20 protein-coding genes are annotated in these 14,165 nt (G+C 42.1%); 19 read left to right on the forward strand and 1 reads right to left on the reverse strand.

Going from position 1 to position 14,165, the window contains the following annotated elements:
* Position 1 precedes the first annotated feature (1 nt).
* The 19 genes from BTO23_RS03395 (at position 2) to BTO23_RS03480 (ending at position 13,029) form a co-directional block, all read left to right on the forward strand.
* Positions 2 to 448, forward strand: a complete 447-nt coding sequence (locus BTO23_RS03395; RefSeq protein WP_211295913.1) for a phage protein — start codon at positions 2 to 4, stop codon at positions 446 to 448.
* 8 nt (positions 449 to 456) lie between these two features.
* A complete protein-coding gene (locus tag BTO23_RS03400; protein ID WP_061014017.1) occupies positions 457 to 672 on the forward strand; it encodes a TraR/DksA C4-type zinc finger protein in 216 nt (71 codons plus the stop codon).
* Complete coding sequence (locus tag BTO23_RS03405; protein WP_105062942.1) at positions 669 to 1,091, forward strand: DUF5675 family protein; 423 nt, start codon at positions 669 to 671, stop codon at positions 1,089 to 1,091. The genes BTO23_RS03400 and BTO23_RS03405 overlap by 4 nt, the downstream gene beginning before the upstream one ends.
* 2 nt (positions 1,092 to 1,093) lie before the next feature.
* Positions 1,094 to 1,336 carry a hypothetical protein gene (locus tag BTO23_RS03410; protein WP_105062943.1) on the forward strand — a complete coding sequence of 81 codons (243 nt, stop codon included), beginning with the start codon at positions 1,094 to 1,096 and terminating at the stop codon, positions 1,334 to 1,336.
* 2 nt (positions 1,337 to 1,338) lie between these two features.
* Positions 1,339 to 1,578 (forward strand): hypothetical protein, encoded by a 240-nt coding sequence (locus tag BTO23_RS03415; protein ID WP_061014012.1) that lies wholly within the window; start codon positions 1,339 to 1,341, stop codon positions 1,576 to 1,578.
* The gene (locus BTO23_RS03420; protein WP_061014010.1) at positions 1,575 to 1,850 is read left to right on the forward strand and encodes a putative phage tail assembly chaperone; all 276 of its coding nucleotides are present in this window, start codon (positions 1,575 to 1,577) and stop codon (positions 1,848 to 1,850) included. The genes BTO23_RS03415 and BTO23_RS03420 overlap by 4 nt, the downstream gene beginning before the upstream one ends.
* Before the next feature lie 65 nt (positions 1,851 to 1,915).
* On the forward strand, positions 1,916 to 2,032 hold the full coding sequence (locus BTO23_RS21640; RefSeq protein WP_425427802.1) for a DUF6890 family protein: 117 nt from the start codon (positions 1,916 to 1,918) through the stop codon (positions 2,030 to 2,032).
* Positions 2,033 to 2,047: 15 nt separating this feature from the next.
* Positions 2,048 to 3,844 carry a phage tail tape measure protein gene (locus BTO23_RS03425; RefSeq protein WP_105062944.1) on the forward strand — a complete coding sequence of 599 codons (1,797 nt, stop codon included), beginning with the start codon at positions 2,048 to 2,050 and terminating at the stop codon, positions 3,842 to 3,844.
* On the forward strand, positions 3,841 to 4,185 hold the full coding sequence (locus BTO23_RS03430) for a DUF2590 family protein (RefSeq protein WP_105062945.1): 345 nt from the start codon (positions 3,841 to 3,843) through the stop codon (positions 4,183 to 4,185). The genes BTO23_RS03425 and BTO23_RS03430 overlap by 4 nt, the downstream gene beginning before the upstream one ends.
* Complete coding sequence (locus tag BTO23_RS03435; protein ID WP_105062946.1) at positions 4,182 to 5,390, forward strand: baseplate J/gp47 family protein; 1,209 nt, start codon at positions 4,182 to 4,184, stop codon at positions 5,388 to 5,390. The genes BTO23_RS03430 and BTO23_RS03435 overlap by 4 nt, the downstream gene beginning before the upstream one ends.
* Positions 5,380 to 5,958, forward strand: coding sequence for a phage tail protein (locus BTO23_RS03440; protein ID WP_061014002.1), 579 nt, complete (start codon positions 5,380 to 5,382; stop codon positions 5,956 to 5,958). The genes BTO23_RS03435 and BTO23_RS03440 overlap by 11 nt, the downstream gene beginning before the upstream one ends.
* Before the next feature lie 2 nt (positions 5,959 to 5,960).
* A complete protein-coding gene (locus tag BTO23_RS03445; protein WP_105062947.1) occupies positions 5,961 to 7,475 on the forward strand; it encodes a phage tail-collar fiber domain-containing protein in 1,515 nt (504 codons plus the stop codon).
* Positions 7,475 to 8,410, forward strand: a complete 936-nt coding sequence (locus BTO23_RS03450; RefSeq protein WP_105062948.1) for a hypothetical protein — start codon at positions 7,475 to 7,477, stop codon at positions 8,408 to 8,410. Before BTO23_RS03445 ends, BTO23_RS03450 begins: the two co-directional genes overlap by 1 nt.
* Positions 8,407 to 9,300, forward strand: coding sequence for a hypothetical protein (locus BTO23_RS03455; protein ID WP_105062949.1), 894 nt, complete (start codon positions 8,407 to 8,409; stop codon positions 9,298 to 9,300). The genes BTO23_RS03450 and BTO23_RS03455 overlap by 4 nt, the downstream gene beginning before the upstream one ends.
* Positions 9,297 to 9,779 carry a baseplate complex protein gene (locus tag BTO23_RS03460; protein ID WP_061013992.1) on the forward strand — a complete coding sequence of 161 codons (483 nt, stop codon included), beginning with the start codon at positions 9,297 to 9,299 and terminating at the stop codon, positions 9,777 to 9,779. Before BTO23_RS03455 ends, BTO23_RS03460 begins: the two co-directional genes overlap by 4 nt.
* Positions 9,776 to 11,422 (forward strand): hypothetical protein, encoded by a 1,647-nt coding sequence (locus tag BTO23_RS03465; protein ID WP_105062950.1) that lies wholly within the window; start codon positions 9,776 to 9,778, stop codon positions 11,420 to 11,422. Before BTO23_RS03460 ends, BTO23_RS03465 begins: the two co-directional genes overlap by 4 nt.
* Before the next feature lies 1 nt (position 11,423).
* Entirely contained in the window at positions 11,424 to 11,621 is a 198-nt protein-coding gene (locus BTO23_RS03470; protein WP_105062951.1) for a hypothetical protein, read from the forward strand.
* Between the two features lie 173 nt (positions 11,622 to 11,794).
* Positions 11,795 to 12,286, forward strand: coding sequence for a type VI secretion system tube protein TssD (gene tssD / locus BTO23_RS03475; protein WP_105062952.1), 492 nt, complete (start codon positions 11,795 to 11,797; stop codon positions 12,284 to 12,286).
* Positions 12,283 to 13,029, forward strand: coding sequence for a DUF4225 domain-containing protein (locus tag BTO23_RS03480; RefSeq protein WP_105062953.1), 747 nt, complete (start codon positions 12,283 to 12,285; stop codon positions 13,027 to 13,029). Before tssD ends, BTO23_RS03480 begins: the two co-directional genes overlap by 4 nt.
* Before the next feature lie 788 nt (positions 13,030 to 13,817).
* Here BTO23_RS03480 and BTO23_RS03490 read toward each other — a convergent pair.
* Positions 13,818 to 14,006, reverse strand: coding sequence for a hypothetical protein (locus BTO23_RS03490; protein ID WP_060991299.1), 189 nt, complete (start codon positions 14,004 to 14,006; stop codon positions 13,818 to 13,820).
* Positions 14,007 to 14,165 lie beyond the last annotated feature (159 nt).

Raw genomic sequence — 14,165 nt, forward strand, 5'->3', positions numbered from 1 at the left:
AATGTCTCGTTTATCTGGAAGCAGTTTTGATGTGGAGATCATGGGGACATTTATCCATGTTGAAACAGCAACAGTCACTATTGATGATGGCACTGTCGTGGCGAAAGAGCGTGGTATTCCAAAAGGTCATATTGATGGTGAAGTGGGGGCGGACGTTGAGTATGAACTCTCAACTAAGAACTTCAATTTACTGATTGATGCGGCGCGTAAATCTGGCTCTTGGCGTGGGATGACACCTCATGATGCTCTCTTTTATGCCAACAATGGCGAAGAAGAAATGAAGGTTGAATTGGATGCAGTGAAGTTGCTGTTATCGGACGTATTAAATGTTGATTCAAAAGGCGGAGAGCTGACTAAACACAAAGTGAAAGGGTTTGTAACGGGCTCTGATTTTGTGAAGCTTAATGGTGTGCCGTATTTATCTGATTATGACATTCGTAATTTCTAAGGGGAAATATGGACGCATTAGACCAAGCTTCAGAGCTCGATATGAGATTGTGCGCCGCGTATGTCGGTGAGCAAGTCGCAAAAAACAAACGACATTCTCATCATGAAAGTTTACCCCATTGTTTGGAATGTGGTGATGAGATCCCCAAGGCACGACAAGACGCTCAGCAAGGGTGTGAATATTGTGTCACTTGCCAAGAATTAGATGATAAAGGGAAGTTATGAAGTATTACCAATTAAAGCGTCGTTACTTTGAACACGGCACGTATTCCTATTTATTTCGCTCGGATGGCAGTCGTGTTTGCTGTTTTGTTGAACCTGTTTGGGCTAATAACGAGCCGTTCAAATCGTGCGTTCCTGAAGGTGACTATGATCTGCTTCCGCATGTTAGCAATAAATACGGTGAGTGTTACGCCCTTGAATCTGAGTATTTAGGCGTAACGGTATCAGGTCCAAGTATTCGAGACGCCTGTTTGTGGCATATCGCCAATAAACCCTCGCAGCTTATTGGTTGTGGTGCGCCGGGTGTGGACTTTGGGTGTCTTGATGGTGAGTGGAGTGTTGTTAGTTCAGGCACTGCGTTTAAGGCATTAATGAAAGAGTTGAGCGGTAAGCCTGCAAAACTAACGATTATGAAGGAGTAATCATGAATTTTTTAATGGGTATTTTCGGGAAAAGTTTGTGGGAGATTGTGAAAGGCATTTTCTTGCAAATTACGTGGCAAGTGATTGTTGAGCGTTTTGCTACTCGCTTGGTGGTGTGGGGGCTAGAGAAATTAAAATCACTGACGACCAACGATGTCATGCAAGAGACGGTTGATGACGTATTGATGTCATTGCAGGGTAAGCGATTAAAAGAAGTTCCCGAGGTGCGGCCTACTAAGGAGTAATTATGGATCCTAGTTGGGTGAATGCGTTTGTTGCCATTGCCAGTTTTTTAACCTTATTACTGACGGCTCTTATTACTAAGTTATTTTCGATGACCAAAGAGCTGTCCGATTTGAAAATTCATGTGGCTGAACGATACGCCACTAAACCCGAGGTAAAGGATTTGGCGGAGCGAGTAGAGCGCCAAATCCAAACCGGATTCGACCAAATTTATAAACTGTTAGAGAAGCGAGAAAAATCATGACCAAAGCAAAAGAAGGCAACAGCATTGTATTAACCGTCGGTGGTATTCAATTGCGCTTTGAACCAAACATGGTGGCGTACAACAAATACATTAATGAAATGCAGCCGAACGACAAGATGGCGCCCATCATGAACTATTTGCGTCGCATCGTATTGCCTGCGGATAAAGAGAATCTGAATGACTTTCTTTCTAAGCCGGGCATGGCGATGAAACTGCTTAATAAAGTGAATGAGCTGTATGAATGTGATCTGGAAATCGAAGTAAAAAACTAACCCAACGAGCCAAGGCCATTGAGAGCAACTTTATTGAGCAAGCGTTGATTTTCAGGCGTAGCCATTTGCCCAATGAAGACGATTCAGAAGACTCTTTGGCTCGGGCTTTGTGGCTTGAAAAACACCGAACTGAGCAATTGGCTAAAGCGGTGGCAAGTGGATTGAATGGCGGTCCGAAATAGTGAGTAAGGGAATGCATGGCATCAAGTCTTGATAAATTAATGCTGCAAGTGGCCATCATTGACCAAGCCACCAAACCGCTGAAATCCATTGGCGCAGAGGTGACCAATGTCTCTGATGCAGGTCGCGCCGGAATGAATCAAGTGGCTGGCGGTGCCGCAGGATTAATTGCGTCAGGTCTTGCTATCAAATCGGCATTGATGCCAGCCATTGAAATGGACCGAAAACTGGGTGAAGTGGCTTCATTGGGTGTGGTTGGAGAGGATTTAAATAAACTTAAAAACACCGCGTTGATGTTTTCGGCCGAGTATGGGAAATCGGCGACTGAGTTTGTGAACGCCTCTTATGATATTCAGTCGGCCTTTTCTGGTATCAATGGGGATCAACTCTCTGATATTACCAAAAGCTCGGCGGTATTAGCGGCGGCCACCAAAGCGGACACGGCAACCATCACCAGTTACATGGGCACCATGTATGGGGTATTTAAAAACCAAGCCAATGAAATGGGGGCTGGTATTTGGTCCAAACAAGTCGCAGGCATGACGGCGCAATCGGTGGAGATGTTTAAAACCACGGGTAAAGGCATGAGTGATGCGTTCACCAGTGTTGGAGCCAATGCAACTTCTGCCGGTATTAAGATGAATGAGCAAATGGCCATTCTTGGTACGTTGCAAGCCGCGATGTCAGGCAGTGAAGCCGGTACAAAATACAAAGCATTTTTAACGGGGGTTGCTGGAGCGCAAGACAAACTCAACATGAGTTTTACAGACAGCCAAGGCCAAATGCTGCCAATGCTCGATATTCTTGGGAAATTGAAAACCAAGTTTGGTGACACGATAGATGTGGCTGAAGGAAATTCACTTAAGAAAGCGTTCGGCAGTGATGAAGCGGTTGGCATGATTAAGTTATTGATGACTGACACCAATGGACTGGCCAAGTCTATGCAGACATTGGGCAAAGTAACGGGAATGGATAAAGCCACTCAAATGGCGAAAGCGCAAACTGACCAGTGGAAAAGATTGGAAGCGTCATGGTTTGCTATTCGTGCGGCGGTTGGTGGGCTTATTTTACCGGCCATTAATCGTGTTGCTGGTGCGTTATCTAATGGATTAACGGTGCTTGTGAGTTATTCCCAAGAGTATCCGGTGCTTGCCGAGTTTATTGGTTATGCAGGGGTTGCCTTGTTATCGATTGCCGGAATTGTCTCTCTGTTTTCGATGGTGGCAGGCATTGCTAAGTTAGCGACTGCCGGATGGACAACCACAACCATTATCTTTAATGGGGTGATGGTGTTAATGCGCGGCGGTTTGCTTGCCATGAGATCCGCTGCGATTGCGGCAACCTTAGCCATGGCATTGGCTCAAGTGCCAATGTTACCCATCATTATTGGCATTGGTTTGATTGTAGCGGCGGTCGCTGCTGTGATTTATTGGTGGGATGACCTAAAAGCGGCCTTTAGTAACATGGATTTCTTTAAGAAATTAGGGGCCACTATTGATTGGGTTGTTGAGAAAATCAATTTAATACCAGGAATAGATATTGGCAGTGACAGCTCAGTGTCCATGCCAGAAGTCTCGAGCCCAATCGCAATGGATGACATTGAAGTTGGAGCAAAAACGGCACCGATTGGAAACTATCTAAACAGTGGTGTGGGAGGCATTGAGCCACAAGAGAGTTTTGCGGCTCAAGTAGCGAAGTCATCTAAGGGGAATTCAGGGAAACAGGTTCACATGGGGGATGTGTACATCACAACCACAGCGAGCAGTTTGTCATTGGCTGATTTAGATGAGCGTTCAGAGTTGGATGTGGGATGAGTGAGCAAAAATACGTTGATGTATTAGTGACTGATGGTGGTATGGATTTTGATTTAGGGGCGCAGCCTATCATGACCGATAACCGCCAAAGTATTGGTCAGGATGTGGTGCATTCCATTTTAGAGTCAGGGATTGCGAGAGAATTATCTGCAGAGCGAAACAAAGCTAAACGTGATTATGTGCTGACTCGAATTGAAATGCTTGTTGAAGAAGACGAACGCATTGTGGCAGGCAGCGCCACGGCCACCGACATGGGAGCCAGTACAAAAAACGAGTTACTCATTTTATTGACGGCAGACACCGAAGAGTTTGGTCCGGTTACTTTGGAGGTACAGGTATGAGCTTACGCCCAACGGTCGATTTTGAAAAAATCATCAATGACAGTGGCATTCTAACCACCGAAGAGGCCATTGAAGCCGAGCTAAAAAAAGAGGTTGAAGCGGCAGGCTCTAACATCAGTAATGATTCAGTCATGTCTCCGTTCTGGCGTTTGATTAAAGCGGTGGTGATTGCGCCGGTACTTTGGCTTGTGAATGTCTTACTTGCCACTCACGTATTACCCAATATGTTTGCAGCTACGGCCAAAGGAGTATATGCCGATTTAAAAGCGTGGGAAGTGGGGCTTGAAAGACAACTCAAACAATCAATGCGTGGTGTGGTTCTGTTTACAAAAGAAGATCGTGATACTGCAGTTAATATTTCTAAAGGAACGGTCATTGAAACAGAGCGTGTGAACGACACTATTTATCGATTAATAGTGATAGAAGACACGCTTCTTCCTGCAGGTGACATCAATGGTGAGGTATTGGCAGAAGCTGAGCATGGAGGTATCGCGTATAACTTGAGTGCGGGTTATTACAGTATTTTGCCACAAGCGGTGTCGGGCATTATAAGTGCGGTGACTCAGAGTGATTACATTACTCGCCTTGGGACGGAAGATGAAACCGACGATGATTTAATGCTTCGTACTCGAAATCAATTTACTGCTGCTGGGCATTACCATATTGATGCGGTGTATCGCTCTATTATTGCAACGGTAGCAGGCATTCGTTCGGATCTTATTTTCTTTGAAAATACAGGACATATTATTCCGGGCAGCTCGACGGCGTTTATCTTAATGGATGTCGGTGAAACGCCAACGAGCCTACTTGATAAGCTCAATAATTACATCATGGGCGAGGGTTATCATGGACATGGGGACATTCTCACTTGTCGTGCGATTGCTGAAACCCAACATGAATTATCAATACAGGTCTTTTGTGATGAGCGCATCGATGAGGCGATGAAAGAGACCATTAAAAAAGGGGTAGAGCAACGTGCTCGATGTGCGTTTCGAGAAAACGCTGAATTTAATCGTATCGATAAAACCGCTCCGAACACCCGTTTTTCATTGAGTCGATTAGGCCAACAAATTCACAATGATTTGAATCAAGACGGATTAATGAGTTTGAAAATTACGGCCGATGGTCAAGGCGATGACATCGTGAGTGGTTTATCTATTCCTCGCATTCAAACCTTATTGGTGGAGTTAGCCAATGAACACTGAAGAAGAAGCCCCAATTCTACCAGAGCAAAAGCCGCCTTGGTGGATGGATGGTGTCACCCTTAGCGAGAAAATCAAAGAGCCGTATTTTCTGGCCAACGGTATTCAAGCTCTGTTTCAAACGGTTCGAACGTGGTTGCTGTTCCCATTACAACAATCGGATCCTTTGGTGTGCTCGCTTGCGGTGTTGAATCTATTGGCGTGGGAGCGAGACATTACCCGTTTTAATGGAGAGCCATTAGCGCTGTATCGAAAGCGTGTGAAGTTTGCGTTTGTGAACGCAAAAGATGCCGGAGAAGTCGCTGGGTTTAAACGTATTTTTACTCGATTAGGTATTGGTCATGTTGAGGTCAAAGAGCGATTGGTTGAACGTGATTTTGACATCATCAGTATTCAATTATCGGATGACCAACTCGCAGTCAATAACATATTACTTGGGCAAATTATTGCGTACTACGGGCGTACTTGTCGCCGCTATGAATTTGAAGTGTTGTCACCAGTAAGTCTTGAGTTCACCGCTCAACCTCTTCATTGGGAACACGGCATCACTGTTGCAGAACTAAAGGAATAATTATGTCTCAATCTGCTATTACTTTGGCCTTTGAAAGCTATAAGGCTGAACAAGAAGCCAATAATACACCGGTTGTTTTAGATGAAATGGTGTTGGCGTTAGTACCAAATCAAGATCCTAACGCACCAATTGATAGAGCAGAAGGATTACCACCTGCAGAGCACATTGTTTATGTCGCGGATGTATCTCAATCTGGTTTTATTAATCCTAATGCGGTGGTGTATTCACTCATTATGGATACGACAGTGGGTGATTTTTCATTTAACTGGTTAGGGCTAAGAAACAAAGCGTCGGGCGTCATTGCTGCAATTAGCCACTTTCCCAATACAGATAAAGAAAAAAGTGTTTCGGGTGTGGCTACGGGTAACAGTATTACGCGCTCGGTATTAATGGGCTATTCAGGCGCGAAGAGTATCACTGGCATTAATGTCGATGCGTCTACTTGGCAGATTGATTTTACAGCGCGTTTGTTTGGAATGGATGAACGTGAGCGTTTATCTAATATTGACCATTATGGTCACGCCACATTTTTAACCGATGGTTTTCAAGTCCAAAAAAATGACAGCGTATACAGCGCGAATTTAGGTATCGGTTATGTGGGTGGTTTGCGTTGCCATGCCACACAAAATATCACCATTACTGATGTCGTTCCTAGTAGCGGTATTTATTTGGACGCCAGTTTTCAAGGCCAGTTAACAAGCCAGTGGCAAACGGTGGTGTCATTGATTTGTTCAACCACAGAATTAATCAACCATGTGGATGACAATGGTGTTCAACACTATCTGACTAAAATTGCAGAGATAGACAGTGCCGGAAATATCAGTGATGTCCGATTGGTGGGCGGTACTGGTGAGTTTGAGCGAGTGGATAATGCGGCCACTGATGCAGATATTGATAACGAATCGAAAGAGCCAAAACACCTTAAATTGCCACAGTTCTGGCGTGGTATTCAAAAATACGTATTAGATAAATTATGGCTGTCTTTGGCCGCAAAAATTTGTCCGGTGGGAGTGCCATTGCCTTGGGGCTCAGACATTGCGCCAGAGGGGTTTGCTATTCACAAAGGGCAAGGGTTTGATGTGATTGCGAATCCTGAACTCGCCAAGCTGTATCCAGATGGCATTATTCCTGATATGCGTGGTCTTGGGATTGTGGGTAAAGAAGACGGTGAATTGGTCCTTGCTTATGAAGAGGGTCAAGTTAAAGAGCATGGACATCCCAATTCCACTGTGAGTTCTACTAATTTAGGAACCAAAACAAGTAATACGACAGGTAATCACATACATCCTTATCGATGGGCTAGAGGTGGTGTTGGTGGTTCTGGCTTATATATGGAAAGGGGAGAAACACAAAAAGGATATAACACCTCATCCAATAATCCGGTTGCTGCAGCTGGTAATCATGCCCATACCGTCGGAATTGGTTCACACGCTCATAGTGTCATGATTGCTTTATTTGGTGCGCTTAAAAATACCATCAATCATCGTAAATTTAACTGGATAGTGAGATTAGCCTAATGAATAAGGTCCAAAAGAAATCTATTACATTACATATTTCTCGAATTCATTCTGAGGGTTGGTGGTTAGGTAATGATAAAGAACATGTAGCCGCAGGAACGGCTCTTGGTTCTGATTGCACCACGGTGATTTATGAACCCTCTAAAAAAGGAATGACGGGCAAGTTTGATGCAATAAATCAAACATGGTCAGAAGTTGAGGATAAGTCCTTAAATGAATTTTTCTCTCCTGTTGGTCAGTTTTTTGTTATTGGTACTCCTGATGGTGATTATCCTGATTGGGCCGTATTGGAAGTACCACCAGAGTTTGACCCTGAAACTCAAACGGTGCTATACGCAGAAAAGAAATGGACGGTCTATCCAATTCAGATTGGAAATTCGTATTGGAATGAAGAAGGTCAAGAGCTTTTGATTAGTGACTTTAATTTTACCTTACCTGAAAAACATACGTTTACTAGACCACCCAAAGTAAAGAAAGGATACGCGGTTCATTTAGTGGATGGAAAGTGGAAGCAGCTTGAAGACCATCGTGAGCAAATTGCTTTTTCCAAAGATCGTGATAACGATGAAAAAGGGGATTACCAAGTTGAAGAGCTTGGTTTGCTTCCAAACACTCATACATTATTAGAGCCAGAGCAATTTGATTCATGGAATGAGGAACTTGGTCAATGGCAATACGATCCTCTTCGTTATCGTTTTGTGTGGGCGCAAGACGAAAAGCAATGGCAGCAAGTCAAACTGACAAAGGTTGAAACTGAATTATTATTTTATGCTCAGGATAAGCAAATTCCAGAGTTGTACTCAGAGCTAAGAAAAACCCATTACAGTGAAGATGAGTATTTTTCGCTACTTGGTGATCGCATTCTTTTAAATGAATACGTACAGCAAGATGATTTTCCAGAATGCGGTCGTCCAACCTTATCGGGATTGGTATGAGTTGGCAGCATTCAACCTTACAGTGGCCAACGTCACTCAATCGAATTCATCAGCAAGCGTGTGATGTATTAAACCATGTTGATGGTGAAATGACAGCGGCCAATGGCCGTTTGTCTCAGGTAGGGCCTAAGGCGTCGTTTTCACAAGGGACATTAAGCGCGGATGCTTTGGCTTTACTTAGTTTACGTCAGCAGCTTGATGGGTTCTTGGTTAGTGGTCAGCAATTGTGTATTACCCCTTATCAGTTTGGTATTGGCAACAAAAAAGAAACGGGTCATGTGTTGTCCTCACAAAATGCCATTGAACAAATGATCCTTAAGTTACGCGATCCAAATGACAGCAAAACACCCGGTGGCCATGTGTATGCGGTGATGGTGTTATTGAGTGCCAGAACGTTGGCCGAATTTGCACAAAGTCTGCAGCGTTTTGGTGCGGTGGTGCCAATCCCACAATGGCAAGCGGCGGCAAGACAAGCGAGCAGCGAGTTAACCATTGAGCAAACCAAGTTTGATATAAGAAGTGCGCCGCTGCAGCCTCGCTTTAAAGCCAAGCAACATTTACACACCAATCCATTACGAGATACGTCTAGTTTACTTGGCTCTCAACTCTCGCAATTAGAGAGTCTTTCGAGTGATAAGAACACAGTAGTACAAAAGCTTGAAGCGTTAGGCATTAAACGAGTCAGTACACTGAACAATATAAAAACTAGCATCACAGCACTCAGTCAAATCAGTGGTGATGTACATGTGTTTTGTGTCGATGGTTCAATCAATGCGATTGCTACGATGATTGAACACGCTGATGTGCCTAATGCAAATTATGCTCACTCGGCGGTCGCGTTAATGCTGTCAGACACCCCTTTGGATTTTTTTACGGAGTTATTTTCATGACCTTATTAGTGTTAGATGGGGAATCCATTAACTTAAAAAATTGCCGTGTAAATCCAAGCTTTGAAATCAAAGAAAAAGACATGTCGGGCTTTTCATCATCGACCTCGAATGCAGAGCAAGGAGAAAAGGGGGCTGAGTTGGCGATTTCAGGGTTGATTGATTTTAGAGACATTACCAAGTTATCTCGTTTGTATGAGTTAGCGCGAATGAAAAAAACAGATGGGACGCGAAAGGTGTTTGTGATCGGCAGTGATGTGGCCAAAGGTCTTAAAATTCGTCAAGTTCGGTTTGCAGGTCGAGTGCAAGCAGTCGAACAAGACGGTTTGCTTGCGTGGCAAGTGAGCTTTCAATTGCGTGAGCATTTAAGTGTGGCCGAGCAGCAAGCCGAAAAGAACAATAAAAAACGCACGGTTGATGGTGAAACACCGGCGATTAATGCTGACACACTCAATAAACAAATCGAGGCGCAATTACAATGAAGATTGAAAAGCGTCTATTGATTAACAGTATTGAAATGAAAACCTCGGATGAGAATTGGGTACTTGAGTTATCTGCAGGTGGTCGAGGTATTTTAACCGTGGAAGATAAAGAGCAGGCGATTGCTGTTGGTCAGAATATCCATTATCAATTGGGTAGCAATGGCACACTAAAGCCATGGTTCACCGGATACATCACTAAGGCCACACCAAACAACATTGGTTTTACTCGAATAGTGGTGCGTGAATTGTGCTTTTTACTCAGCTCATCACGACCATTATCACTTCAACATGCAACCGTAAAAAGTATCCTGGATAAATTGAGTAAAGACACCGGTCTTTCATTCACTTATAACGATAATGCCGATTATTTCAATACACCGGTGGCTAACTTTACCAGTAATGGATCGGGTTATCAGGTGCTTGAAAATATTGGTCGAGCCTTTCGAATTCCAGATTTTGTGTGGTATCAGCAAGCGGATGGCATGATCTTCATTGGCAGTCATGCAGATTCTAATTATCATAATAAACCAATCCTTATTCCCCAAGAATTAATCCAAAAACAAAAAGGGGGGAACAGTGTCACGTTGCCGCTGTTTCCCTCTATTCGCCCGGCGGTTGAGGTCAATGGCCAGCGCATCACCAAACAAGAAATCAAAGACGATGAACTCACTCTGTTTTGGTCTACGGGTAAACAAGACAGCTCAGATAAACAGAAAATAAAGCAGTTGTTTCCAGAGCTTGCGGCCGGGTTTCATTTGCCTAAGTTGGGTCAAGTCATGGCGGTCACCGATAGCGCCAACAGTGGTGATATTAATACGGCCTTTCGTCCTCGATACGCAGCGGATGTGCAATTGCTGAATGAGAACGGTGAGCCTGAAATTACGGTACCTGTTTATAAAAGTGTGATGTTGCCGATTGGTTTTGGCGGCAGTGAGCAAGGCCAGTTTCATGCGCCCAATGAGGGCTCTATTGTCGAGCTTGCTTTTGCGAATGGTCGAGCTGACCAACCTTTTATTAGAACGGTGTTGGGTCTTGGTTGGACATTACCAAATATTGAAGTGGGCGAACTGTTACTGCAGCAACGAGAAGAAGTCCAAGAACGTACTGACACTGTTGGCAATCAGTGGAAAACGACAGACCAAGAGCAGCATGATCATGCTTTTTTAAAAACACAAACGGCCGATGTCAATACCATCAATTCAGGTCAACAAACACAGATCGTAAAACAACACAGTACCGAGTCTATCACGGGCCAAAAGGTGATTGAGTCATTGGGTGCCATTGATGTTCTGGCAGGTGATAATCTTGTGCTTGGTGCATTGGGCAATATGCAAATGGCCTCTGCAGGGGAATTGGTTCAAGTGGTTGGTAAGCTGCGAGATGTAGTGATTGGTCTTAATGACAAATTAACCGTGATGGGTAATCGAGTGTTAACGATAGAAAAAAACGACACGATAGTCATCAACGGACAGCAAACGATCACCATTTCAAAAGACCAACTTATTCAAGCAAAGAACATCAATATGAAAGGTGACATAATCACACTAAACGGCGGTGCAGGAGTTATCACTTGTGAAAGTATTTGTCCGTTTACGGGGAAACCCCATGTGGATGGATCAACCACCGTATTTGCAGGAAAGTAATATGGCATTAGATAAAGGCTCATTAAAAGCCAAGATTGTTAAAGAGATGGAAGGCAAAGGCATGGTGACAGAGGGCGAGTTTGCGAAAGCTGCGGATTTAGCCGAAGCCATAGCAAATGCAATAGTTGATGAGATAACTACCAATGCGATGGTTGTGGTTGATAAGGGAAGTTCTGCAGGTAGCTATAAGGTGAATTAGAGTTATAATTTGATTGCAATAGATTGAAATCAATACTGGTTGGATTAGTATCACGCTTTTAGTGTTTTAGTAAAAATGCCTACTTGTTATGTTTATTTTACTAGGTCTTCAGTATTAAGGAGATTTTGGACTTTGGTAGAATGGCATAACTTTAGCTAAAAACTGGAATTGTAATGGCTGGCACTGCATATCTAACAATAGAGAGTATTAATACTGGTTGCATATCTCAAGGTTGTAATACTAGAGATTCAATGGGTAATTCATATCAACGAAATCATGAAGATGAAATTACTGTATTATCATTCTCTCATGGCATTGAATATCAAAACAAATCTATACATAAACCAATTCAAATCGTAAAAAAAATAGATAAAAGTACCCCACTATTGTCACAAGCGTGTAGTGATGGTGATGTGCTAAATTGCACCATTACTTTTTATAGACCTAGTGCATCGTCTGGCTTGGAAAGATTTTATGAAATCATATTAACGGGCGCTCAAATTAGAAGTGTTTCTATGAATATGCCTCACGTAATTGACTTTAACCAAGATGAGATGCAGGAGGTTGTACTTATCTCATACCGAGATATTCAATGGAAGCACCTATCTGGAAATACAAATGGATATGGTTCATGGTTGAAATCAATTAATGACGCTAATTCATGAATAATGATATTGAAAATGACGAGGTTGATTTAGCTATTCGTGGGTTAATGGCTCAATGTAATACATTGAGTGTTGAATGTTTAAGTGATCCAATGATTCAGTATCAGTTTAGAAACGAGTATGTACATATTGGTAAATGCTTGAGATCTGATTATGAAGAGGGAAAAATCACAAAAGATGACGTTGTTATCTATGTGAAAAAGGAAAGACGTTCTCTTATTGAGCAAGCAAGAGCTCTTGCTCAATATGGAATAGGAACCATTGGTGGTATTGCTCAAGTCACAGGGGGTTATGCCATTTGTGCCTCAACACCTTTAACTACTATCGCAGGTGTAGCATTATGTGGAACTGTTGGAGTTTCAATGGTTAGCCACGGAGCAAATAATATTTATGAAAATAGTGCTAACATTATGGATTATCTTAACGGTGAGCAAGAAGTTAGTAATGTTGGTTGGGTGAAAGAAGGGTATCGTGCTGCATCTAAAACGTTGGGTTATGGTGTAAGAGAAGCAGATCTAGCATATAGCTCTGTTGATCTAGGGTTATCAATATATGGTTTAGTTAATGTAATAAAGAAAGTACCTTATGCCAGTGTACCCGATGCGACACAATTTAAATTATTCCGACATTTAGCTGCCGATTATCAAAAAGGATGGCGAACAATGAGTAAGCCAGCGTTATTTGGTGAAGCTTATGGTAATTACAATACAATTAATGGAATGAGAAAGAGTTCTGATGAATGAGTTGATTATATACATAATAGTTTCTATTTTTGCTTTGTTACTAACTAAGTATATTGCAAGGTTAGTCTCATCTAAGATAGATAGTACGCTTTGGATTCTAGCTTACATTGTATTTAATATTTTTATTGGCGCACAACATTATTCAATTTGCTTCAATAAAGAGTTAATACATGATTATGGTTTTATTCATATACAGGTAACTGACAGTATGAGTATAGCCGCCTTGATTTTTATGATACTTCAAAGCTGTATATGGCCAAAGCGAATAAATAAACTGGCATAAGTAATACTGGCTATCTTGAATCTGTTGTTGATGAAGTTAAAGATTTAAGCCTTTGTAGTACCAAGTAGTAATACCTTTTCTTATTATTATCTGAATATCCTATTGATAGAAAAAAGCCGAGAGCTATAAAGCTCTCGGCTATTCCAGAACGCAAGCGAAGGTTCTAGGAAGAACTTGCTTAGTGTCACTTGCATGAATTAACTATAAACATTACGTTAATGGTGTGTAAAAACTCAATTATGGAATATGTGTACTTTGCGAAGGAATTAAGATTTTTTTGTTATTTAAGAAAATGCATACATTATTAAACTGAAAATATCTGTCGCCATCTTATCGCCATTCTTTTGTTTTTTCATTTTAACTCATTGATTATATGGTTTATTAAAAATATGCGAAGTAAAAGCTGATTACTTTCATTATGGTTAAAGTCCTTGTTTTTATTTTGAACCCTAATCAAGTTAGGATCTTTTAATACAATGATATTACCATTAATTTGATAGATAAGTTAATTCATTAACTTAGCAGCAGGTTTGCAGGTTTCGCAATGCCAAGTGCATTTCTGTTGCCCAAAGCCTGCTTTTATCCATGCCATTGTTACGCTAGTCGATGGGTTACAAAAAGCCTCTTTATTGCATAAGCTGCATGTTTTCCATTGTGAAGGTTCTTGCTGCTTTTGAGTTTGTGCTATGTGCATTTTAATGCCTCTATTTATATTATCGAAAAACAAAGTTACTGTATATTTGAACAGTGGTTTTGGCAAGTAATAAAAAGAGGAAATTCGACGTTTTATTTCTTACAGACACAAAAAAAGCCAACTCATTTCTGAATTGGCTTTTCGATCTCTAAACGAGAT

Origin of the sequence: Aliivibrio sifiae, assembly GCF_002954715.1 — a bacterium.
Lineage (GTDB): Bacteria > Pseudomonadota > Gammaproteobacteria > Enterobacterales > Vibrionaceae > Aliivibrio > Aliivibrio sifiae.

Coding starts and splice junctions, on each gene's coding strand:
- BTO23_RS03415 (WP_061014012.1), top strand. CDS start 1,339: ATGGATCCTAGTTGGGTGAATGCGTTTGTTGCCATTGCCAGTTTTTTA.
- BTO23_RS03470 (WP_105062951.1), top strand. CDS start 11,424: ATGGCATTAGATAAAGGCTCATTAAAAGCCAAGATTGTTAAAGAGATG.
- BTO23_RS03460 (WP_061013992.1), top strand. CDS start 9,297: ATGACCTTATTAGTGTTAGATGGGGAATCCATTAACTTAAAAAATTGC.
- tssD (WP_105062952.1), top strand. CDS start 11,795: ATGGCTGGCACTGCATATCTAACAATAGAGAGTATTAATACTGGTTGC.
- BTO23_RS03480 (WP_105062953.1), top strand. CDS start 12,283: ATGAATAATGATATTGAAAATGACGAGGTTGATTTAGCTATTCGTGGG.
- BTO23_RS03435 (WP_105062946.1), top strand. CDS start 4,182: ATGAGCTTACGCCCAACGGTCGATTTTGAAAAAATCATCAATGACAGT.
- BTO23_RS03465 (WP_105062950.1), top strand. CDS start 9,776: ATGAAGATTGAAAAGCGTCTATTGATTAACAGTATTGAAATGAAAACC.
- BTO23_RS03410 (WP_105062943.1), top strand. CDS start 1,094: ATGAATTTTTTAATGGGTATTTTCGGGAAAAGTTTGTGGGAGATTGTG.
- BTO23_RS03425 (WP_105062944.1), top strand. CDS start 2,048: ATGGCATCAAGTCTTGATAAATTAATGCTGCAAGTGGCCATCATTGAC.
- BTO23_RS03455 (WP_105062949.1), top strand. CDS start 8,407: ATGAGTTGGCAGCATTCAACCTTACAGTGGCCAACGTCACTCAATCGA.
- BTO23_RS03420 (WP_061014010.1), top strand. CDS start 1,575: ATGACCAAAGCAAAAGAAGGCAACAGCATTGTATTAACCGTCGGTGGT.
- BTO23_RS03430 (WP_105062945.1), top strand. CDS start 3,841: ATGAGTGAGCAAAAATACGTTGATGTATTAGTGACTGATGGTGGTATG.
- BTO23_RS03450 (WP_105062948.1), top strand. CDS start 7,475: ATGAATAAGGTCCAAAAGAAATCTATTACATTACATATTTCTCGAATT.
- BTO23_RS03445 (WP_105062947.1), top strand. CDS start 5,961: ATGTCTCAATCTGCTATTACTTTGGCCTTTGAAAGCTATAAGGCTGAA.
- BTO23_RS03440 (WP_061014002.1), top strand. CDS start 5,380: ATGAACACTGAAGAAGAAGCCCCAATTCTACCAGAGCAAAAGCCGCCT.
- BTO23_RS03490 (WP_060991299.1), bottom strand. CDS start 14,006: ATGCACATAGCACAAACTCAAAAGCAGCAAGAACCTTCACAATGGAAA.
- BTO23_RS03400 (WP_061014017.1), top strand. CDS start 457: ATGGACGCATTAGACCAAGCTTCAGAGCTCGATATGAGATTGTGCGCC.
- BTO23_RS03405 (WP_105062942.1), top strand. CDS start 669: ATGAAGTATTACCAATTAAAGCGTCGTTACTTTGAACACGGCACGTAT.
- BTO23_RS03395 (WP_211295913.1), top strand. CDS start 2: ATGTCTCGTTTATCTGGAAGCAGTTTTGATGTGGAGATCATGGGGACA.